This window comes from Acetobacter sicerae (genome assembly GCF_011516765.1).
Taxonomy (GTDB): domain Bacteria; phylum Pseudomonadota; class Alphaproteobacteria; order Acetobacterales; family Acetobacteraceae; genus Acetobacter; species Acetobacter sicerae.
Window position 1 is genome coordinate 370,094 of the sequence record NZ_JAAABN010000001.1, and the last position, 20,372, is coordinate 390,465.

The 20,372-nt window shown below is 57.6% G+C and carries 17 protein-coding genes and 1 other RNA gene; 6 read left to right on the top strand and 12 right to left on the bottom strand.

What is annotated here, in order from left to right; translation table 11 throughout:
- Nucleotides 1-2: 2 nt before the first annotated feature.
- Nucleotides 3-1,271, bottom strand: a complete 1,269-nt coding sequence (locus GVI59_RS01665; RefSeq protein ID WP_173572549.1) for an MFS transporter — start codon at nucleotides 1,269-1,271, stop codon at nucleotides 3-5.
- Between the two features lie 502 nt (nucleotides 1,272-1,773).
- On the opposite strand from GVI59_RS01665, the gene GVI59_RS01670 reads away from it, so the two are divergent.
- Nucleotides 1,774-2,565: a hypothetical protein gene (locus GVI59_RS01670; RefSeq protein WP_173572550.1), complete on the top strand. Its 792-nt coding sequence runs from the start codon at nucleotides 1,774-1,776 to the stop codon at nucleotides 2,563-2,565.
- A 25-nt stretch (nucleotides 2,566-2,590) separates the two neighbouring features.
- Here GVI59_RS01670 and GVI59_RS01675 read toward each other — a convergent pair whose 3' ends face one another.
- The 5 genes from GVI59_RS01675 to GVI59_RS01695 all read right to left on the bottom strand — a co-directional run bounded on the left by GVI59_RS01675 (nucleotide 2,591) and on the right by GVI59_RS01695 (nucleotide 4,973).
- Nucleotides 2,591-3,406 carry a YmdB family metallophosphoesterase gene (locus GVI59_RS01675; RefSeq protein WP_173572551.1) on the bottom strand — a complete coding sequence of 272 codons (816 nt, stop codon included), beginning with the start codon at nucleotides 3,404-3,406 and terminating at the stop codon, nucleotides 2,591-2,593.
- Between the two features lie 74 nt (nucleotides 3,407-3,480).
- Nucleotides 3,481-4,065: a 5-formyltetrahydrofolate cyclo-ligase gene (locus GVI59_RS01680; protein ID WP_173572552.1), complete on the bottom strand. Its 585-nt coding sequence runs from the start codon at nucleotides 4,063-4,065 to the stop codon at nucleotides 3,481-3,483.
- A gap of 16 nt (nucleotides 4,066-4,081) precedes the next feature.
- Nucleotides 4,082-4,238: non-coding RNA, 6S RNA (gene ssrS / locus GVI59_RS01685), on the bottom strand.
- Nucleotides 4,239-4,247: 9 nt separating this feature from the next.
- Nucleotides 4,248-4,586 (bottom strand): cell division protein ZapA, encoded by a 339-nt coding sequence (locus GVI59_RS01690; RefSeq protein WP_173572553.1) that lies wholly within the window; start codon nucleotides 4,584-4,586, stop codon nucleotides 4,248-4,250.
- Between the two features lie 3 nt (nucleotides 4,587-4,589).
- Nucleotides 4,590-4,973 (bottom strand): hypothetical protein, encoded by a 384-nt coding sequence (locus tag GVI59_RS01695; RefSeq protein WP_173572554.1) that lies wholly within the window; start codon nucleotides 4,971-4,973, stop codon nucleotides 4,590-4,592.
- A gap of 77 nt (nucleotides 4,974-5,050) precedes the next feature.
- Between GVI59_RS01695 and GVI59_RS01700 the strand changes: the two genes are divergently transcribed.
- Both GVI59_RS01700 and GVI59_RS01705 read left to right on the top strand, forming a co-directional pair.
- Entirely contained in the window at nucleotides 5,051-5,503 is a 453-nt protein-coding gene (locus GVI59_RS01700; protein WP_173572555.1) for a hypothetical protein, read from the top strand.
- 36 nt (nucleotides 5,504-5,539) lie between these two features.
- Nucleotides 5,540-6,211 (top strand): thiamine phosphate synthase, encoded by a 672-nt coding sequence (locus tag GVI59_RS01705; protein WP_173572556.1) that lies wholly within the window; start codon nucleotides 5,540-5,542, stop codon nucleotides 6,209-6,211.
- 12 nt (nucleotides 6,212-6,223) lie between these two features.
- On the opposite strand, the gene GVI59_RS01710 is transcribed toward GVI59_RS01705, so the two are convergent.
- Together GVI59_RS01710 and GVI59_RS01715 are read right to left on the bottom strand one after the other, a co-directional pair.
- The gene (locus GVI59_RS01710) at nucleotides 6,224-7,750 is read right to left on the bottom strand and encodes an FAD-binding protein (RefSeq protein WP_173572557.1); all 1,527 of its coding nucleotides are present in this window, start codon (nucleotides 7,748-7,750) and stop codon (nucleotides 6,224-6,226) included.
- 197 nt (nucleotides 7,751-7,947) lie between these two features.
- Nucleotides 7,948-8,910, bottom strand: a complete 963-nt coding sequence (locus tag GVI59_RS01715; RefSeq protein ID WP_173572558.1) for an NrtR DNA-binding winged helix domain-containing protein — start codon at nucleotides 8,908-8,910, stop codon at nucleotides 7,948-7,950.
- 406 nt (nucleotides 8,911-9,316) lie between these two features.
- Here GVI59_RS01715 and GVI59_RS01720 point away from each other — a divergent pair, with 406 nt between their 5' ends.
- Nucleotides 9,317-10,003, top strand: a complete 687-nt coding sequence (locus GVI59_RS01720; protein ID WP_173572559.1) for a carbonic anhydrase — start codon at nucleotides 9,317-9,319, stop codon at nucleotides 10,001-10,003.
- Nucleotides 10,004-10,147: 144 nt separating this feature from the next.
- The gene (locus GVI59_RS01725) at nucleotides 10,148-10,918 is read left to right on the top strand and encodes an endonuclease/exonuclease/phosphatase family protein (protein ID WP_242012902.1); all 771 of its coding nucleotides are present in this window, start codon (nucleotides 10,148-10,150) and stop codon (nucleotides 10,916-10,918) included.
- A gap of 55 nt (nucleotides 10,919-10,973) precedes the next feature.
- Here the strand turns inward: GVI59_RS01725 and GVI59_RS01730 are convergent, their stop codons facing one another.
- The 3 genes from GVI59_RS01730 to GVI59_RS01740 form a co-directional block, all read right to left on the bottom strand.
- On the bottom strand, nucleotides 10,974-11,897 hold the full coding sequence (locus GVI59_RS01730; RefSeq protein ID WP_173572561.1) for a transglutaminase family protein: 924 nt from the start codon (nucleotides 11,895-11,897) through the stop codon (nucleotides 10,974-10,976).
- On the bottom strand, nucleotides 11,894-14,515 hold the full coding sequence (locus GVI59_RS01735) for a circularly permuted type 2 ATP-grasp protein (protein WP_173572562.1): 2,622 nt from the start codon (nucleotides 14,513-14,515) through the stop codon (nucleotides 11,894-11,896). The genes GVI59_RS01730 and GVI59_RS01735 overlap by 4 nt, the downstream gene beginning before the upstream one ends.
- A 92-nt stretch (nucleotides 14,516-14,607) precedes the next feature.
- Nucleotides 14,608-15,702, bottom strand: a complete 1,095-nt coding sequence (locus tag GVI59_RS01740; protein WP_173572563.1) for a zinc-binding metallopeptidase family protein — start codon at nucleotides 15,700-15,702, stop codon at nucleotides 14,608-14,610.
- A gap of 180 nt (nucleotides 15,703-15,882) precedes the next feature.
- On the opposite strand from GVI59_RS01740, the gene GVI59_RS01745 reads away from it, so the two are divergent.
- Nucleotides 15,883-16,683, top strand: coding sequence for a hypothetical protein (locus GVI59_RS01745; protein WP_173572564.1), 801 nt, complete (start codon nucleotides 15,883-15,885; stop codon nucleotides 16,681-16,683).
- A gap of 158 nt (nucleotides 16,684-16,841) precedes the next feature.
- Here the strand turns inward: GVI59_RS01745 and GVI59_RS01750 are convergent, their stop codons facing one another.
- The gene (locus tag GVI59_RS01750) at nucleotides 16,842-20,249 is read right to left on the bottom strand and encodes a transglutaminase family protein (RefSeq protein WP_173572565.1); all 3,408 of its coding nucleotides are present in this window, start codon (nucleotides 20,247-20,249) and stop codon (nucleotides 16,842-16,844) included.
- Nucleotides 20,250-20,372: the final 123 nt, after the last annotated feature.

Below are 20,372 nucleotides of genomic sequence, written 5' to 3' on the forward strand. Positions count from 1 at the left end.
TTTCATACCGAGGTCTGACGGACCTGCAGACGCGCGTTCAGCAGGATGAGGGTGAGGACCACAAGAGCCGCCCCGCCGACCGTCAGCATCAGGGCTGGAGCCAGACCTTTTCCGAACAGGGACGCCATTCTGGTCTGGAGCAGCGCGTTGCTGGCGGCGATCAGGTTACCGCACTGATAGGCGAGACCGGGGAACGTGGCGCGGACCGACACGGGCGAGAGTTCGCTGAGATAAGCGGGCACCACACCCCACGCGCCCTGCACACAGAACTGGACGCACACAGCCCCTGCCGCCAGCCAGAAGACAGAATGCGAAAGCGCCCAGAGCGGAAGGAACGGCAACGTCAGCAGAGCCGCCAGGGCGATACTGTATTGTCGGCCAATCTTTTGGGACAGCATTCCGAAAAACAGCCCGCCAACAATAGCGGCAATATTATACAGCACGACAATGAGCGTGATGGTGGGATGAGGCAGCCCGCGTTCCAGTCCCAGAAATATCTTCGGATACAGATCCTGAGATCCATGGCTCATGAAATTGAATGCGGCCATCAGGGTAATGGCGAACAGACACAGAGCCAGATTGCCCCGTATCACCGGCCATAATGCGTGCGCGCGGGTGGATGCCTGCGCCTGTCTGGCTCTGAGCCATTCAGGACTTTCAGGCACGCGCAGCCAGATATAGGCTGCGGCAATCAACGCGCTACCGCCCAGAATAAACAGCCCGCGCCAACCCATGACGGGCAGCAGAAGAAAAACGAGGGAAGCGAGCAGATATCCTGCCGGATATCCCGCCTGAAGAATCCCGGACGCGGTCCCCCGCCACGAAGGTGGAACGCTTTCCATGATCAGAGACGTGCCCACGCCCCATTCGCCGCCCAGCGCAATGCCGAACAGGGCCCGCAGGACCAGAAAAACCGTCAGATTGGGAGAGAAGGCGGACAGAACCTCGATCAGGGAATAAACGGTGATGGTCGTGATCATCACGGGCTTACGGCCATACCGGTCAGCCGCGCGGCCACACACAAACGCACCAACAGGACGTGTCAGCAGTGTCAGTGTCGGCGCAAGCAGGACGCTTTCCAGCGGAACGTGAAAACTTCTTGCAACATCATCAAGTGTAAAGAGGACGATAAAGAAATCACAGGCATCGAGCAGCCAGGCCAGAAGGGAGGCGATGACGACATGACGTGCGGTTGTCAGGTCGTATTCATATCCATCTTCCCTGATGACGCCTGAAAGAGGCGCTGTTGTCTGGGTCACCGTTCCGGTCATGCAATTCTCCGGCGGGTTCCGTCAAAAAGCCTTTCTCAGCGTGCGGCCCCACTCATTTCTGTTCCATCCGGATCAGGGAGAAGACCTGAAATGCAGTCTGACCCTCCATGGCGAATTCTCTCTTGTCATGAAGCGGTCTGTTTGTCTGCCCGAATGCCATTGACATTACCGGGAGGAGTAAAGTGCGGGAACTTCCTGCCGATGAACATAACTGAACAGAGGGCCTTCTCCGCGAATGTATGGACAGACTGCAGAACACTGTCTGCTGATTATAAAACCCTTATGTTATTTCGGAGATATTTCATTATCTCCATGAGTAATGCCGCATGAAATGACCATCCGGTATTTTCTCTCGACCGGCTTGCCTGCGGCACTCCACTCCGGGGCCTAAATTCAAACTGTTTCTTAAAATAGAAAGAAATTACCAAAATATTATCGGGCATATTAAACGATCTGCAACATCCTGCCCGTAATCTGGGACGAACAGATCAAGGCCGGATGAGTGTACGCTTCCCATACTTCCCCTCACGTTTTCATCGCCACTCCCTGTTTCGGCGGACTGGTCACGCAGACTTACATGCAGTCAATCCTCGGCTGCATGGCCATGGCGCAGCATCACGGGATTGAGTTGACCCTCTCGCTCGTAGGGAATGATGCTCTGATCACGCGTTCACGCAATACATTGCTGCACCAGTTCTTCGCCCAGAGTGATGCGTCGCATATTCTTTTTGCGGATAGCGATATCGGCTTCGCTCCGGATGCCGTGCCCCGCCTTGTGGCTACCGGAAAAGACCTTGTCGCCGGGCTTTATCCTCTCAAGGATCGTTACTGGGATTCACTCACGGATGTCCTCACCAAGAGAGGCGAGCCGACGGAAACGGCATCCCTGCGCTATGTGGGTGAAAGCACCTCCCTCCACGAACATCAGTCCGACCATGGTGCGGAAGCGGGTCTCGTCAAGGCAGGTTACGCCGGAACCGGATTCATGCTGATATCCCGACAGGCTGTGCAGCGTATGATCGAAGCTTATCCGGAAACGCGTTATAAGCGGATCGACGCACCGGTGGGGCAGGACAATTCAGCCGCCGTAGAGACAGATGCCTATGCTCTTTTTGACTGCATGATCGATCCTGAAACCGGCACCTATCTCAGTGAGGATTTCACTTTCTGCAAACGCTGGCGCGATATTGGTGGTGAGGTCTGGCTCGATACCGGACTGAAACTTTCCCATACTGGCGCATCGACCTTCACGGGAGATCCTTCGCTGCGGATGGGCATTTCCAGAGGCAGGTAGAAAGCAGAAACGGGAGCGGATCGCCTTAGAAATCCGGCATCGCTCCCGAAAGCATTCCACCCTGTCGTAAGGGCGCCACCTTGCGAGCGAGACCGGTGACATCATCCGTCTCGACCATCAGGCCGCAGACTGTCGCCTCTCCTTCCGCCGGTTGCAGACGCTCACCCGGCATCTTGCGGACAAAGCGCGCAACCGCCGCCTCTTTCTGCATGCCAATGACGCTGTCGTAGTCACCACACATTCCCGCATCGCTCTGAAAAGCCGTCCCTGCCTTGAGAATCCGATGATCAGCGGTCGGAGTGTGCGTATGGGTGCCCACCACCAGCGAGACCTTGCCATCCAGCACATGACCGAGCGCCCACTTCTCGCTGCTGGCTTCCGCATGCACGTCCACGACGGCCGCCTGCACCGTGACGCCAAGACGGTGTCTTGCAAGCAGCTCCAGAGTCAGGCGAAACGGATCATCAAGCGGGTCCATGAACAGACGCCCCATGACGTTGACCACCAGCACTTTACGCCCGTCAGCAAGCGTGACGACCGTGCTGCCCTGCCCCGGTGTGCCGGGAGGAAAGTTCAGCGGCCTCACCACCGCGGGCATTCCGTCGATTTCGCCGATGAGATCACGACGGTCCCATGCGTGATTGCCGAGAGTGATGACATCGACGCCGCAACCCATCAGATCCCGAGCAATTCCGGGAGAAAGTCCAAAACCGTGACTGGCGTTCTCGGCGTTGACGATCACCAGATCGAGAGACAACTGACGACGCAGTTCCGGCAGGCGTGCCGTCACCCCATCGCGGCCACTCCGCCCCACAATATCTCCCAGAAACAGAATTCTCACGACATGACTCTCACAATGATCTCCGGTCCCCATAACGCTGATGGTCGGGAATGAAAAAACGCGGCGTGGGCTGCCTATGAAAGAAGGTTGCCCACGGGAATGACGTCTTCTTTTTCGGTAACGATGACAGGCAACGGCACATCAAACGGCCCCACCGGGATGTGCGGCACTTCCTGCACGGAAAAGGCATACCCTATGGCGCAGGCATCAGGCAAAGCCGCCAGCGTGCGATCATAATAACCGCCGCCATAACCGAGCCGATATCCGCGTCGGTCAAAAGCCAGCATTGGCACCAGTATCACATCCGGCACATCAACCGGACCATCAGGACACACAGTTCCGAATCGTCCCTCGCGCATCGAACAGTCCGGATCCCATTGCCGAAAAATCAGCGGCGACCCTTTCGGGGGCGTCTCGGGCATCAAAATCTGCCAACCCACTTCATGTAACCGATGAGAGAGGGGCCGCAGGTCAACCTCATCCGGCATCGGCCATACACAGGCAATCCGGGCAGGCGGACGCCCGCGAAGCCGGGCGTAAAGCCGGTTGCACAACAGGGCGGAGAGGGAGGGATCAGCCTGCTGCAGCGCTGCTTTCATCGCAAGACGAATGGCGCGCTTGTCGCTGGCTGTCTCGGGGAGATCTCCAGAACCTGTCATGGAGTCGCAAAAACCGTGTGGAGCCACCCTGGCCGTTGGACTTTACAACCTCCAGGACCTGCTAGTGCAGGTGGGCGCCGGAATACCATGACCAAGATCACGACAGAGCCAGCTCCCGAGGAAGTGCTTATCGGCCCAGGGGATGAATTGCCTGACGCACCGGGCAGCCCCACAGACATAATCTAGTCTGCCTCAAGCGCTGCCGCAATGGTTTCCGCGCGCTCAGCCAATAAAGATAATTCATCCATGAGACGCGCATTCTCTCTTGCCGCTGCTTCACCGGCCGCAATCGCCTTGCTGGCCTCGGTGGAAATCAGCTCAGCCGTCAGGTCCGAGAGTTCGTCGGCCATCAGAAGGGACGCCAGAACAAGGATTTTGGCCTCGCCGCTGAAGCCAAGCGCCCTGACCCGCGCCACCCGCTTGCTGACCTCCTGCGCCATATCGAGAAGATGGCGCTCCTCTCCGGGCTCACACCCGATCTGATAGGCATACCCGTTGATGCGGACTGTTACCTGCGGCATGAATCAGTATCCTTCGCCGTGCTGTGACGCATCATGGTCGGAAACGTGTCTCCAGCCGTCATCCTGATTGTGCGCTTCCGGCGCCGGATCGGGCACGCCACCGGACTGCTCGTGCGACGCGAAGTCTGCCGATATTTCAACCGGTTCTTCCTGTGGTTGGGCCGGAGCCAACTCTCCCAGTATATTTTTCACGTCGACCATCAGCGCATCAAGTGACGCTATCGCTGCCTGGACATCCGGCTGCGGCCCCTCGACCACTGCTTCGGGCACAGAAGGCTGCGCTTCTTCCCTGCGGTGTTCCAGTGCGAAGGCGATCCTGTCCAGAGCAGAGCGAAGTCGTGAAACAGGATCGACAGGCCTATTGTTGTCCGGCTTGTTCTCGCTCATATGCGCACGTGACTCCGCCTTATGTACATCTTTGGAAGTTTGTTTAGAAATCACCCGCAAAGGATTGAACGTCAAGCATGATCCGGCAAATCCGCCCGCATCTTTCCAAGGAAAATGACGATAGCAAACCTGGCTGTGCTTTCCTGGTTTCCACTTTGCGGGAAGCGTTCGGTGCGCTCAGGTCGGCTCAAGCGCGCGGATGTTCCGACATTATCCTCATTTCCCCCCCGGGAGCGGCCGGTTTCATGGGAGCCCCATGGTGGATGGCCATGATGGCACAATTGAGGAGCCTTCAGGAGGCAGATCACGCCTCCCTTCCCTTCATTGATATTCTTGATTGCGGCAGCCAGGCAGGCCGGGCCGTGTCGGCGCTGACACGGGGGCAGAAACATATCGTGTTCGATCCTGCCTCCCCGCAACGAAAGGCCGTGGAGATGCTGGCGGCGTCACTCGGTGCGACCGTCCTTTTTAAACGGCCTGACGGGATTCAGTCTTTCCCTCTTGGCATCGCCCACTCTTCCGGGGAATAAGCCTCTTCACAGACAACCCCGTTCTCGGAGACTGGAATGAGCAGCAAGCAGCCCGACACGGGACGACTGACAGAAGCCTGTGAAGGATATCTTGTCACTCCTCCGTTGCTGGAAGCCGCCTCTTTTGCCGACCGGCTCGATCATGCCTTGACGGTGCTGCCTGTAGCAGCTGTGCGACTGAGACTTGCAGAAACCTCTTCCGAAACGATGAAGCGGACGATTCTCGATATCCGGGAAATCATGGACCGGCATGACGCTGCGCTGATGCTTGATGGTTTTCCTGAACTGGTGCGCCAGACAGGATGCGACGGTGCGCATGTGGAAGCGGAAGACGTTGCAGCGGCGCGAAAGATCCTGGGCGACGATTTTCAGCTCGGCGCCGCGTGCGGTTTTAGCCGGGATCTGGCGATGTTGGCCGGTGAAAAAGGTGCCGATTACGTGGCTTTCGGGCCATTTGGCGCTGAATCCGAAACGGAAGGCCTCGCTCTTCTGACGTGGTGGCGGGAAATGATGGAATTGCCTGTTGTCGCCGCCTACAGTCCAGCGTCAGAGATGGCCGACCTTCCCCTCCCCGAAATGCTGCACACATTGGCAACGACGGCAGATTTTCTGGCGTTAGGCGTCACTCAGGACGGCCACTCTTTTGACGCCCTCTGGCAGACGCCGGAAAAATTCCTGCCCTTGTTCGCTGAAACCGTTAAAGGCTGAGTGAAACTGCCCTCAGGAAGCGGTTGGATGATGGTCCAGCGTTGTCAGCGAGCCAGCTGAATCCAGCGTGTTGAGATCATGCACATCGTAGGCGATGGATCTCACCATGGCTGCGAGGGATTTTTCGCACAGTTCCGTATGATGAGCTGAACTGGCTTCTGCCGTGAAATCGGAACGGAAGTGAGCGCCCCGGCTTTCTTCCCTCTGATAGGCGGAAATCATCATCATCTGAGCCACCAGCGCCGCATCGTCGCAGGATGCCAGACGGGAAACGCGAAACAGCGCCTGCCGCAGGGAAGCACCTTCACGCACCGGTCCCAGAGCCATCTTCACAAGTGGACGCAACATTTCCTCGACACCGTTAGGCACGGAGAGATCAGGCGTTATCATGGACACGTCGATCCGCGTGTTTTTCGTTTCATTCAGCACGCTCTCGGCAACCATCTCACTGCAGACAATCATCTCCAGCAAAGGGTTGGCCGGGAGTGCGGATGCACCATGCAGACCGGTACTCGCACACTCACCACACGCCCACAGGCCCGAAATGGATGTCCTGCCCGCGATGTCGGCCCTGATCCCGCCAATATGGAAAGCAGCCGCAGTCTTTACAGGTAAAGCCTCATTGCGGGGATCAAGACCGACACTCCTGCACCGTTTCAGAAAGCGATCCAGATGGTCACCCGCAATCGCGGGCTGGCCGGAAATCTGCTTGCTCAGATCGAGAAAGACCGAGTGGCCTGCATCCCCGCTCTGCTGGACAAAGCGGGCGAGACCATCCGAATCTTTCTCTGTCACATCCAGCTGCTTGCCATTTTCATCCAGAAGAGAAACCTGTCCTTCCCATAAATCCGACGGAACAGTGAAGCTGCTTTTGCCAGTGGTTTCGGTGGACAGGGCGAAAGGATCGAACCGGACAAATTCCATGTCGCACAGTGTCGCGCCAGCTCTCGCTGCGATCGCCATGCACGAACCCACTCCATGCGAAGAGCCGAGATCATCTCCAAAGAGACCGCATGCTCCACTGCCCGCCATGATAACGGCATCCGTATCAAGAATGCCGGTTTTATCACCAGTCGCGAGAACTGCGCCCCTGACGTGACCTTCTACAAGAATGAGCTGTCGTAACGCGGTCGCAGGAATGATCGTGACATTCTGTCTTTTCGCCAGAATCCCGAACAGGATGGCATAAAGAGCGCTTTCCGAATCCGGCCATCCATGCGTTCTGATGAAATCAAACTTTGCAAGACCGGCCAAAGCCTGATCCATTCGCCCCATGACGCACTGTACGACATCAAGTCGCGCCAGTCCCTTTCCGACCCTGAGCGTGTGCGCAGCTCTCTCCGCAGAGGAACCCGTTTCTTTCAGAAGAGAGAACAGACAGTCCGCGCCTGTATCTGTGACCTGAGGTTCCCTCCCGGCAATGAGAATGCAGGGCGCATCATTCATGTGCAGAGCGACAAGAACTCCGGCAATCCCGGCACCGACAATCAGTGGCTGTCCACGCAGTTTTTCAAGATTGACGGTATGAGCCGCAACCATGCCACTTCCTTTTCTGTGTCGCACCGGTTTCTTACAGACCCAGTTCACAACTCTGCTTTTCTGCCATTGCGCTGCATGGGCAGGCCTGCCGCGCAACCAGGCCAGACTGTTCCACCGGAACTTGGAGAGCCAATACCCCCTTTTCCCAGAGAAAAGTCAGTAAAGAGTTACTGCTGAATCAGTCATGGTAACGGGGTCTAATTCTCATCGCGGGCCTCATCCTGATTTTTTGCTCTTCTGCGATGCGAAAAAAGCAGATTTTCGATTGTTTCGGTATCAGTCAGTGTTTCAGCCAGCGGGAGGACCAGCGACATGCCCTGGGCATTGCGGGCAACAGTCACATCGTTTTTAAATCGAAACAATCTGGCGGGACGGCCAAATATCTCGTCACTGACGCCGCCTGCTTCTTCAATCAGTCCGCAATTCGATACGCTCCTGCGAAACGCCTGCTTGTCCAGCGTCTCCCCCAGAACACCTTCCATGGACGCCTGAAACTGCGGAATGGTGAAGCGCTCAGGCATAAGTTCCACCGGCATGGACAATGATCTGAGCGGTTTACGGAGATGCCCCAGCCCCTGCGCCAGCCACCTGTAAAATCTGCTGTCTGCAAGGGTCATCATATCCACCTGCCCGTCTCCAGGCAGATATCCGGACTCAATGAGCGCCCCGCAGCGTTCAGAGGCAAGTTCGGGACGCCATCGCGAGCCTTCGAGCGCAAAGAGCACGCATACCTTTTTACGCGCCCCCACCTGTTCGGACGTTGTCGGTGGCGTGACCTGTGTGAGCAGGAATTCCCCCAGCCGGTTTTTGAGCGTGACACCGTGATGGTTTCTCTGATCCTCCCAAGGTAAAAAATCGTAACAGGATGACCAGCCGCGTCCGTCTCCCCCGGTCTGCGTTGTGACAAGATACGGAATCTCCAGAATTTTCCGTCCGTCCGGAGTCTGTTCCATTCCGACCGGCAACTGCTCGGCGCAGGCGGAAAAAACACGACGGCGCGTCACGATCAGCGCCTCAAGAGCCTCACGGATCTGTCCTTCCCCTGCGCCAGAAAACTGCATATGCGGCAGCCCGCCATGTCCATCCGTCAGAACAAGTGGTTCGCCTGCCTGCAAGGCCACAGGCACCGCAGCAATGATGACCCCGGTTCCCTCCTTCATGTTGGGCGGATCATGTCAGCCACGTCTTCGGCTCACTTTGCTGGACGATGCTCCCGTGCGACGCTCATCGTTCCGTTGTTTCAGACGAGCGTACGCGCTCCCATACATACCTCCAGCTCCGGCCCTTCGTTCCGGTTCCACGGCTTGCGGGCCCGGCTATCCGTGAAAAGCCGTTTTTAATCCCGTACAATTCTTCTGAAACATTGCGGGATACGCGCGACAGGACAAGCGAAACCATTGCCGGGTTGTCAACGCTTTCCTGTCCATTATGTCATAGCTGTTGCGCCGCAATAACTTTTCCTGTCGTCAGAAACCCAACGGCCCTCCGGAGTTTTATAATACGTGCGCGGCGTGCTACGCTGACGCCAGGATATGCAAATTTTTCCTTATTATAGAGAGGGTCACGATGGCCGCCACCAGCGCCAGAGAAAGTCTCATTGCCCTTCTACGCGGTGTTGAAAAGTTCAACACCGAGGTTTTCCCTGAAAAGCAGAATCTTTTTCAAGGGCTGGCAGAAGGGCAATCGCCCAGCACACTGTTCATCGCCTGCGCAGACAGCCGGGTAAACCCCACGCTTATTACCCAGACGGATCCGGGCAACCTTTTCGTCCTGCGTAATATCGGCAATATCGTCCCTGCTTACGGCGAAATGCTCGGCGGCGTCTCTTCGGCTATTGAATACGCAGTACAGGCTCTGGGCGTCTCCAGTATCATCGTCTGCGGTCACTCCAACTGCGGCGCCATGACAGCCCTGCTGGACCCGGATCCTTCCAAGCTGGACAAGATGCCCACGGTCAAATCCTGGCTGCGCAATGCAGAAGCGGCAAAAGCCGTCATCGGCGCTCTCAGCAGCACGGATGTCGGACCGGCGACTGTCCGCAGCCTCTCGGAACAGAACGTGCTGCTGCAGATCTCCCATCTGCGCACGCATCCATCCGTTGCAGCGGCGCTTGCCCAGAATAAACTGATCCTTCAGGGCTGGTTCTATGACATCGGAACGGGTGAAGTGATGGTGCTGGACGAACAGGCCCGCAAAACCATTTCGATCGACGAAGCCATTGAGCATCTGGAACAGGCCCAGACCGCCGCCTGAGATTATGCTTCCCTGATGACAGGATCATTCCTTCTGACAGGAAGGCGCTGGTTCGGACCACGCGTTATCTGGGGTGTTATCTGGCTGGCGGCGCTGCTTCCACAGGAAGGGCGCTGCCAGCCGCTTCGTATCACGACCTGGAATATGAGCTGGCTCACACCGCGTGCAGCCTCTGATCCGGCATTACCGGAAGATATCTATCATCGTTCGCCCGAAGATGTTCAGCGTCTGGGTGGTTACGCGCGTCGTGTCGATGCGGATATCGTTGGATTTCAGGAAGTTGACGGTCCGCAGATTGCCGCCCGTGTTTTCCCTGCGCCCCGGTACCATATCTATATGACCGATGATCCGGTCGTGCAGCGTGTCGGTCTCGCCGTCAGAAATTCTCTCTCGGTTGAGCGTCACCCCGACCTCACTGATCTGAATGTCTATCCACCCTCTGCTCCGCATCCTCTACGCAGCGGTCTGGATGTAACGGTTTCTGATGGAAAAACTTCTCTCCGCATTCTTGTCCTGCATCTTAAAACGGGATGCTGGGACAACCCGCCTGACGAGCGCAAACATGCCTGTCCAACCTTGCGTCGTCAGTTTGAAATCCTTTCCGACTGGATTCTTGAACGGCAGGATGAGGGAGAAGCCTTCGCCATCATGGGTGATTTCAACAGAAGAATGACGCCCGGCGATCCACTTTTCCATGGCCTTTCACAGTCCTCCCCGCTCCTTCTGACAACCTCAGGCAAGGCGAGCCCATGTTGGGACGGTGAGTATTTTATTGATCATATTCTTCTGGGTGGGCAGGCGAGAAACTGGCTCGTACCCGACAGCCTCCGGGTCATGACGTTCAGGGGTGCGGGAGAAACACCCAGAAACACTTCTGACCACTGCCCAGTTTCCGTCGAACTATCGCTTCCCTAACGACATTCAGAAAAGAAATGCTCGCGGCCCGTTATCCGCTCAGGGTGAGAGCTTCTCAGGCCGTTTCCCGTGTCGGAAACGCTCCAAGGTTCAGCAGCGCCGGATCCCGTTCCCACTCCTCAAGCGGAACAAGATCCACACCCACGCGCAACACATCGCCGCCGCCGCCGAGAATGAGCCCACGAACCGGACTGATATCGGCATAGTCCCGGCCCCAGCCGAGAATCACATGCTCATCACGAACAACAATGCCGTTGGTCGGATCAAGACCAATCCATCCCGTTTCCGGCCCCAGCCAGACGCCAACCCACGCGTGAGAAACATCCGCACCAAGCCGCCGCTTCTGCCCGGCAGCCGGTCTCGTGCGGATATACCCTGACATGTAGCGCGCAGGCAGCCCCAGCCAGCGCAACCCGCTCAGCATGAGGTGTGTGAAATCCTGACACACCCCTTCCCGACGCTGAAGCACTTCCTCCGGTGTCGTGCGCAGGTTCGTGACGCCGGAACGGAAGCGGAATTCCTTGTACACGCGCTCATTCAGCGCAAGTAGCCCTTCCAGCACGGGCCGTCCGGGTGGAAAATCCCGGGACACATACTCTCCCACCATCCGGGAAGGAGCCCCCATCGGACCACCGAAAAGATACTGTGAAACATCAGCATCCTGCGCCGCCAGAAACGCTATGTCTTCCCAGGCCAGCGTGCTGTCAGCAGGCGGAGGTTCCGGAAAATGCACGTCGACGTCGGACAGCGCGACAATATCAAAATGAGAGTGTGGCGCTTCATGGAACAGCCACACGATCCGATTACCGAAATGATCGACGCCGGATTCACGGCGCACAGGGGCCGGATTACACTCCAGTTGCGTGCGCAGAACCACCTGCCCCGGACAGTCACGGGGCGTCAGATGCAGGATATGCGCCGCCAGATCCACCGGGTGTCCATAGGTATAGGACGTCGTATGCCGAACACGATAAATCATGTAACGGCTCCATCCATATCGATGGCTGTCTCGTTCCCAATGCCGACAAGCCGGGGGGAATTGAGGACGGAGAAATAGCTTCGGCCTATCTGCTCGGAAAGCTGCAGAACGGCTGCCTGAATATCTTTCAGAGCGGACGGCAGCGCGGCTGTAGCCGTATCCTGACTGGAGGCCGAGACAACCGATTCCACCATCTCGGCCAATGTTATGCGGATATTCTCCGCGGTATCCGCCAGTTCGTAGGACGCAGATCGCTGCCCCTCCGGCATGGAAGGGCTATCGGAAGCAAGCCCGGTCAGCGAATCACGCAGGGCGGCAAGCTGATAGGCTGCTCCACGCGGATTGTCTTCATCAAGCAGCAGCAGGTCCAGCACTGGCGCGGGCTGAACAACACCGAAATAGCGGGAGCGATAGGTAATCACGCTATCACAGAGTTGCAGCATCAGACGCAGCGCCGCTTCCATACGCCCACGTTGATACACGTCCGGCTGCTCAAGAACCCCCGAACAGATGAGAAGCACAGAAGAGGCCCGCTCGATCCGCCGTCCCAGATCAAGAAACTGACGTCCACCAGACAGAACCATGCTTTCCGCAGCAAACCCCGACAGGGTCGCCGAATACAGCAGCAGATCATTGGTCAGCCCCGAAAGCTGATCCAGCATCCGGGCAGGATCAGTCCGACGGGGACGCTGATCGATCATCTTGAGGATCGCGCTGCCACGATGGGAGATGAAATCACGAACGTCCTGCGTCAACCGATCCACCAGTTCAGGCACAAGACGGATGATCTTTCTCAGCACACGGGCAAAGAAACCATCAGAACCCCCAATGGCGAACAGTCCGCGCACCATCCCGGCATAGCCATAGGCTGGAACTGGAGCCTCCTGCACCAGCCCCATGGTACGCATCTGCCGCATCAGGACAGCGATATCCGCGAGTTCTCTGGGCGAAGGCTCCGTGCCGGACATGTGCGTCATGACAACGCGCAGGAGACGGGCTCCGCTTTCGATCTGTTCGAGGTAACGTCCCAGCCAGAAGAAATCATCGGCAGCACGGCTGGGCAGATCGCCCTGTGACCGTCTGATTGCCAGCGGATACGGAGTGGAAAATGATGTTTCCTGGAGAGAGAAATTCTCGTCCACCATCACCCACACATCCTTGGTCGGCTGATTTTCCCCGATCGGACCAGCTGTAATGGCCTCTCCGGACTCAAACACACGGCACATACCACCGGGCAGAACTGACCAGCCGTTCTCATCCTGAATCGCAAACATGCGCAGAACGATGGATCGTGGCACAATTTCCCTTTCACCAACACAGGGCGAGAGGGACGCTAACGGCTCACGACAGGCGATATAACGCCAGGGCTCCGTCCGGACCTTTTCCCAGAGAAGCATACGCTGCTTCTCATCAAGCGTCGCCAGACGCTGCGCCGGCAAATCTTCTCCAATGGCGGACGCAATGGCCCAATAATCGATTGTATCCTGATGGGGCTGCGACCGTCCAAACAGGAGTTGCTCAAGGAAAACCCGGTTATCCGGCTGTCCGAGCCAGAGACTTTCCACATTCTCCAGACTGAGCGTTTCACCGAAAAGTCGAGAGGCAATGCCCGGCAGAAATGACTGCACGCCAAGCGCTTCGACAAATCCGGCTCTCGGGTCATTGATCAGTCGGACGGACCCGTTGCGCGCCGCATCAAGCAGGCCGGACACACCCGCCGATCCAGTCCCTTCCAGCTCAAGCGGATCAATCGAATCAGCATTCTGCCGGAGGAGGAGGGCGTCTATCTTTCGCAGACCTCGCACAGTCTTGAGCCACAGGGCCCCTTCCCGCACGGTGAGATCACCCGCCTCCACCAGCGTGCATCCCAGTTCCCGGGCGAGAATGACGTGCTCGCTCCAGAAAGGACTGGAAGGCCCCGGGGTCAATAACGCCGGATTGGCTGTCTCACCCATTCCTGTCTTCTGAACACTGTCCTGCCAGCGCTCAAGGAAAGAACGGAGCCTCTGCAACGCCTCTCCCGCAAACAGTTCGGGGATCGCCCGCGTCATCTGTCTGCGATTTTCCAGCGCGAGACCCAGACCGTTGGCCTGTCGCACGCGATCGGCCAGCACACGCCATTGCCCGTCTGGTTCGCGCACGAGATCCACGGCATAGGATGATATGAAATAATGCTCGGCAGGCCGAAGAGCATCCACCTCGCCGCAGCGCAGAAAACCTTTGTTGGCCCAGACCAGCGCCGGAGGCAGCAAGTGGTCGGCCAGCACGCTCCGCTCGCCATAAATGTCCCGCAGAAGCGCTTCCTGCAAACGGGCGCGCTGGATGATTCCCGCCTCCAGCCTGCTGAACTCATCCGCCTTCAGCAGCAGGGGAATCGGATCGCACTGCGCCCCGATAAAGCCGCTTCCGCCATGACTTTCCAGCGCCTCTCTGGCGCCGGACGACGATGAGGAAGACAGCGCGCCGGTCTGATCGGCCAGAGCAAGCGCCATCTGCTGCTGGCGCGCGAGAAGCTCCGGATGCCCAAGATCAGAAATGGCACTCAGAAGACGACGCCACTGGGGGCGCACACCTCCCTGGCCGTTCACCATCTCATCAATTGGAATCACGCCATTCATCCGATCGGTTCTAGGGTGTCACGCTCTCCCCATGCAATCCTGCATTGAAGATAGCAGCAGGTTTCCTATGTGAAATCAGACAAAACAAAGACTTACTGTGGCACGGCGGCAACGGCTGTTAAAGGCAGTCCATGTACGAGGTTATGCACGAAATGCAGTTTCTTCGCGATGGCGGATGTAATGACAAACGGATAGAGATCCGCCTGCCCCATCGACCGGTTGAGCGCGTTCACCGCCAGCGTGAGAGGTGGCCAGGCCGCCAGAAGCTGATCAAAACTGGTCGCCGCATAAGTATCGAAATTGAAGCTCTGTGACAGGCTGCCGTCCTTCGCTACAGCCGGACTGACAGCCACGCCGAAAGCCACTGCCGTCTGAAGCGTATCCACAACGTGCAGATAATGCGCCCATGTCTCGGCAAAGTCTTCCCATGGATGCGTCGTGGCGTAGGAACTGACGTAATTCTCCGGCCATCCCGCTGGCGGCCCATTTTCGTAATGCCGCTGAAGGGCGGCTCCATAATCCTGCGTGTGGTCACCGAACATGGCGCGACAGGCGTCTTCGTTACCTGCGTCACGCACGAGGATGTTCCAGTAGAAATGTCCGACTTCATGCCGGAAATGTCCGAGCAAGGTGCGATAGTGCTCTCCCATTTCCACACGCATCTTCTCACGCTCGACATCATCCGCCTCGCGCAAGGCGATGGTGATGACCCCCTCGTCATGGCCTGTCATGACTTTCCCTTCGCCGTTTTCAGGGTCATCAGGGAAATTGAAGACCAGTCCGCCCGTCGGGTTCTCGGCACGGGTGGGCATGGGGAGATGCAGCAGCAAAAGACTGTAGAACAGGCGATGCTTGGCCTGCTCCAGACGCCGCCACAGTTCCTGATTACCTTCCTTGTTCAGATCGGGGATGACGTGATTATAGCGGCACGCCACGCAGAGCGCGTCCGTGCTTCCTTCCGGAACAAGCCAGTTGCACACATCATATTCCGCATTGGTGCAGAAAAAGCGGGTCGGCGCCTCGATGCCTTCCCCCACGGCAAGCCAGCCGTTGCCGTCGGCGGCAGACTCAAGCGCCAGAAGTCTGCTGCTCTCCGTGCAGTAACCCAACCTGTGACCACAGCTTTCGCAGTGTGTGTTTTCAAAGAAGAGAACCTGACCACAACTCTGGCAACTGAACAGCTTCATGATAGCGTGACTTCCCTCTACATCCATCTGCCCGGTGAACGTGCAGCAGGCAGGTTCGTTGCATAGGGTTGCTGCGCCGCCATTCATTTCTTTACTGTAATCATATGTTTGTGAAGATGAATTAACCTGAGAATAATTTTTTGACGCAATCGTTTTTTATCGAAAACGGAGCGGCCCATCATGACCATGACCTCAACAGCCTATACGTCACTGAATGCGACAATCGCGACGACGTTTCAGGACAGCTCAGTCGTTGACGACATGATGAACGGCCACGCCACCGGATCCGAATTCGGTTCAACCAAAACGGGCCCATTGGTCATTCCCGCTCTCCTGTCCACAGACAAGTTTGCTTTTGATACAGGCCAGATCCAGCCTTCCTTTATTCTGGATATCAGTTCGGCAGCCAGTGGCGCCATCACGACTGACACCGGTTCACTTTCTCTTTCCGAAACCAGCGACACACAGGTCGCTGTCGAGATCGATAATTCGTCTATGTATACGGTAAAAGAACCCGGTAGCGCAGGAACAGTCTCTGGGACCGGTAATACATTGTTTGACGGCGTCGCCATGAAGGATATCAAGGGCGCTCAAGTCACGAATTATAATTACGCCTATATTTACACGGCAACCTCGGTCACGGCCGTCAATCTGGATTCAATGTCCTCCGAGATGGCAAGCTGGTTCTCATCTGACAGTGATGATTCCATGCTGTCTTCCATAATCAACGATGTCGCCGGTTACCTGAAATCGACCTACGGCCATCCGGGTGCGGACACGGAAAGCACCACCACGACAGACAGTTCTGGCGCAGCCACTGAAATCGCCAAACAGACCGCGCAGGCGGAAGTGGCCCTCGCCCGCCTCAACGAAAACAGGAGCAGTCAGAATGACATGCTGAGACTGTTTGAGATTCCTACTTACAAGAACAGTGGAAATGCGTCGTCGACGTCCAACTCGATCCTTTCGACCAACGCATAAAATCGGTTCAGACCGCCTTCATAAAAAGAAAGTTTGCGTCAGCCACCACGAAACCGGTCAGATATTTTCAAAACTGCCTTTTTGAAAAAGGCAGTTTCATAGCCTTTCCACAAAACACCGGCGAGACATTAGAAATCTGTCCCGCCGGTCACGGTTTTTCAGAATCGTCTCAGATCAAGTGTTCTTGGCTGCTCCATCGACCGTTCCGCGTGCGGTTCCGTCATTGCGCCCGGCGTGTGACCAAACGGGAAGAAACGGATACGACGACGCGCCTCTGCCTCATTGGCATTGACGGGCCGGGTCTCGTAATTGCGTCCACCCGGGTGGGTCACATGATAGGTCACGCCGCCAATGCTGCGTCCCGTCCATGTGTCATAGATATCGAACAGCAGAGGCGATTCGACCCCGATGGTCGGATGCAGGGAACTGGGCGGATTCCACGCCTTGAACCGCACGCCGCCGACATATTCACCCTGTCGTTGCGTGCCGGTCAGCGGCACGGCGCGCCCGTTGCAGGCGAGAATGTACCGCTCATCCACCCAGCCGGAAACAAGAGCCTGCACACGCTCGACAGAGCTGTCGACATAGCGCGCCGTGCCGCCGGCTGCGGGCTCTTCCGCAAGCGTGTTCCACGGCTCAAGCGCCGTGCGGAGTTCCAGCGTCATGCCCAGTTCGGTGATGGAGCCGATTTCGGGGAAACGGAACTGGAAGTGAGGCTCGAACCATTCTTTTTCGAGAGGCGCACCCAGCATCCGCAATTCGTCGATGGCATCCCCAAAATCCTGCCTGACATAATGCGGCAGCATGAAATCATCATGCAGACGCGTGCCCCAGCGCACCAGACGCCGTTCATACGGTTTATCCCAGAACGCCGCGATCGCCGCACGCATGAGCAGCACCTGCGCCGCCGACATGCGGTGATGAGGCGGCATTTCGAACGCACGATATTCCATCAGCCCGAGCCGCCCGGAACTGCTTTCTGGCGCGTAGAGCTTGTCGATGCAGAATTCAGTGCGGTGCGTATTGCCGGTGATGTCCGCAAACAGATTGCGGAACAGCCGATCCGTCAGCCAGGGTGGCGTAAACACCTCCCGATTGACCTGCCGGAACGCTATCTCCAGTTCGTAAAGGGAGTCCTGCCGGGCCTCGTCGATACGGGGATGCTGCGAACTCGGGCCAATAAACAGACCACTGAACAGGTAGGACAGCGACGGATGATTGTGCCAGAACCCGGCCAGCGACTTGAGCAGATCGGGCCGTCGCAGGAAGGGACTATCCTCGGCATTGGCCGCGCCCATAACCACGTGATTGCCGCCCCCCGTGCCGACGTGCCGTCCGTCGAGCATGAACTTTTCCGCAATCAGCCCGACAGTGCGGGCTTCCTCGTAAAGCTGGCGACTGCGGGTCTCATGCTCGTCCCAGCTCGACGCAGGATGCACGTTGACTTCGATCACACCCGGATCAGGCGTGATCGAGAAAGAGAGTAGACGCGGATCACGCGGTGGCGCGTAGCCTTCCAGCACGACCTTGCGCCCGAACTCGGCAGCCGTCGCCTCAACGGCGGCGCAGAGATCAAGCCAGTCCTCCACGGCGTAAAGCGGTGGGAAGAACACATGCAGGATGCCGCCGCGGGACTCTACGGTCAGCGCCGTACGGACGACATCCGGTTCCTCACGATTGATCTCCAGCAGATGCTCGCTGAGGGCCTTTTCAGTGCTGATCCGCCACGGCTTGCGCACAGGATAGGGCGGCAGCGCCGAAAGATCGGAAAGTTGCGCCATCGGACGCTCAGGCGGCGTCCCTGACCGGCTGATGAGATCCGGCACAGTCGCCCGGTAGGCCTGCGGCGAACGGCGGGCGAAATCCGGATGGGGTGGCAGACGCGGATGCGGTGCGAACGGATCGACTGGAAACGCCTGATCAATATCGTCTGCGTCAGCCCATGGCAGGCTCTGCAATGGCAGGCGGAACCCGATGGACGAGTCACCGGGAACAAGGAAGATCGTATCGCCCCGCATGAACCAGCGCCCCGACTGCCAGCGCCGCACGCCATCCTGCACGACGACACGCAGCGGCAGCACTGACCCGGATTCGCGCGACAGTCCACGCCCAAAAACCCGCGCCAGACGATCCCGCTCAAGCGGATCGTTCAGCTTTGAACCTTCCGCCAGCACGTTGGCTGGCAGGCGATGCTCTTTCCAGAGATAATAATGGATATCTTCATAAGCAGGCGTGACGAGTTCCGGATCGACCTGCAATTTGCTCGCCAGAGACTGGGCGAAACGCCGGGCATCATGCTCAGTGGCGTTGTCAGTATCATCGTCTGACGCCAGCAGGCCACGGTTCAGCCAGACCGGCTCTCCGTCGCGCCGCCAGTACGTCGTCAGCGCCCATCGCGGAAGCTGTTCGCCCGGATAATGCTTGCCGAACAGGGTCATATAGGTCGAACCGGGCGACCAGATCGACATCAGGCGCCGGAGCAGACGGTTGGCGTAGGCCCGCTTGGTCGGACCAAGCGCCTCGATATTCCATTCCGGCGCGTCCATGTCATCGGCGGCGATAAAGGTCGGCTCGCCACCCATCGTCAGGCGGACATCACTCGCCTCAAGCTGCCGGTCGACCACCTCGCCTGCCGCGAGAATGGCTTCCCATGTCTGCTCGTCATATGGTTTGGTCGTGCGGGGCGTCTCAGCGACACGCTTCACCTGCATGTCGAAACCGAATTCCGTTTCGCAGACCTCGACGCCACCGGAAATCGGCGCGGCTGAACCGGGTTCAGGCGTCGCAGCGAGGGGAATATGCCCCTCGCCCGTCAGCATGCCGGATGTTGCGTCCAGACCAATCCAGCCCGCGCCGGGCAGATACACCTCGGCCCATGCATGCAGGTCAGTGAAATCCTCGGTCGGGCCTGAGGGTCCTTCAAGCGGCTTTTCATCCGCGACGAGCTGGATAAGATATCCGGAAACAAAGCGGGCGGCGTAACCCAGATTGCGGAGAAACTGGACAAGCAGCCAGGCGCTGTCACGGCAGGAGCCCTTGCCTTCTTCCAGCGTCTTCTCCGGCGACCACACGCCGGGCTCCATCCGGACGATATAGCTGATACGCTTCTGGACCGCCTGATTGAGCGCCACCAGCATATCGACAGTGCGCTGTTTTTCCTTGGGAATTTCAGCGATCAGCGCCCTGAGCAGAGGGCCGGCCGGTTCCAGCTTTCTGTAGGGCGCGAGCTCCTGATCGAGAACATGGTCATACGTAAACGGCCATTCTTCCGCCTCAGGCTCCAGAAAGAAGTCGAACGGATTGATGGTCGCCATATCCGCGACAAGATCGACGGTGACATCAAAGTGCGTGACACGCTCAGGGAACACGACGCGGGCCTGCCAGTTGCCCGACGGGTCCTGCATCCAGTTGATGAAATGAGGTTTCGGTTCAATGGTCAGCGCATAGGACAGAATATTTGTCCTGGCATGCGCGGCCGGTCTGAGGCGAATGACCTGAGGCCCCATCATAACGGGGCGGTCATAATGATACGTTGTCTTGTGAGTCAGCGCGACGTTCAGCGTCATCGTCATCTTTCCAGATCGGTCCCTGAAGGATTAAACCCCAGCTCTCGTCGCTTCGACAGTCCTTTTCGTTACGATTCTAAAAAAAATTAATGATCCCTCCCGAACTTACCAACACTCTGTCGT

Bases quoted from the DNA above. Each gene is read 5' to 3' on its own strand.
- GVI59_RS01665 (WP_173572549.1), bottom strand. From the start codon at position 1,271: ATGACCGGAACGGTGACCCAGACAACAGCGCCTCTTTCAGGCGTCATC.
- GVI59_RS01680 (WP_173572552.1), bottom strand. From the start codon at position 4,065: ATGACAGGTTCTGGAGATCTCCCCGAGACAGCCAGCGACAAGCGCGCC.
- GVI59_RS01690 (WP_173572553.1), bottom strand. From the start codon at position 4,586: ATGCCGCAGGTAACAGTCCGCATCAACGGGTATGCCTATCAGATCGGG.
- GVI59_RS01695 (WP_173572554.1), bottom strand. From the start codon at position 4,973: ATGAGCGAGAACAAGCCGGACAACAATAGGCCTGTCGATCCTGTTTCA.
- GVI59_RS01700 (WP_173572555.1), top strand. From the start codon at position 5,051: ATGATCCGGCAAATCCGCCCGCATCTTTCCAAGGAAAATGACGATAGC.
- GVI59_RS01705 (WP_173572556.1), top strand. From the start codon at position 5,540: ATGAGCAGCAAGCAGCCCGACACGGGACGACTGACAGAAGCCTGTGAA.
- GVI59_RS01710 (WP_173572557.1), bottom strand. From the start codon at position 7,750: ATGGTTGCGGCTCATACCGTCAATCTTGAAAAACTGCGTGGACAGCCA.
- GVI59_RS01715 (WP_173572558.1), bottom strand. From the start codon at position 8,910: ATGAAGGAGGGAACCGGGGTCATCATTGCTGCGGTGCCTGTGGCCTTG.
- GVI59_RS01720 (WP_173572559.1), top strand. From the start codon at position 9,317: ATGGCCGCCACCAGCGCCAGAGAAAGTCTCATTGCCCTTCTACGCGGT.
- GVI59_RS01725 (WP_242012902.1), top strand. From the start codon at position 10,148: ATGAGCTGGCTCACACCGCGTGCAGCCTCTGATCCGGCATTACCGGAA.
- GVI59_RS01730 (WP_173572561.1), bottom strand. From the start codon at position 11,897: ATGATTTATCGTGTTCGGCATACGACGTCCTATACCTATGGACACCCG.
- GVI59_RS01735 (WP_173572562.1), bottom strand. From the start codon at position 14,515: ATGAATGGCGTGATTCCAATTGATGAGATGGTGAACGGCCAGGGAGGT.
- GVI59_RS01740 (WP_173572563.1), bottom strand. From the start codon at position 15,702: ATGAAGCTGTTCAGTTGCCAGAGTTGTGGTCAGGTTCTCTTCTTTGAA.
- GVI59_RS01745 (WP_173572564.1), top strand. From the start codon at position 15,883: ATGACCATGACCTCAACAGCCTATACGTCACTGAATGCGACAATCGCG.
- GVI59_RS01750 (WP_173572565.1), bottom strand. From the start codon at position 20,249: ATGACGCTGAACGTCGCGCTGACTCACAAGACAACGTATCATTATGAC.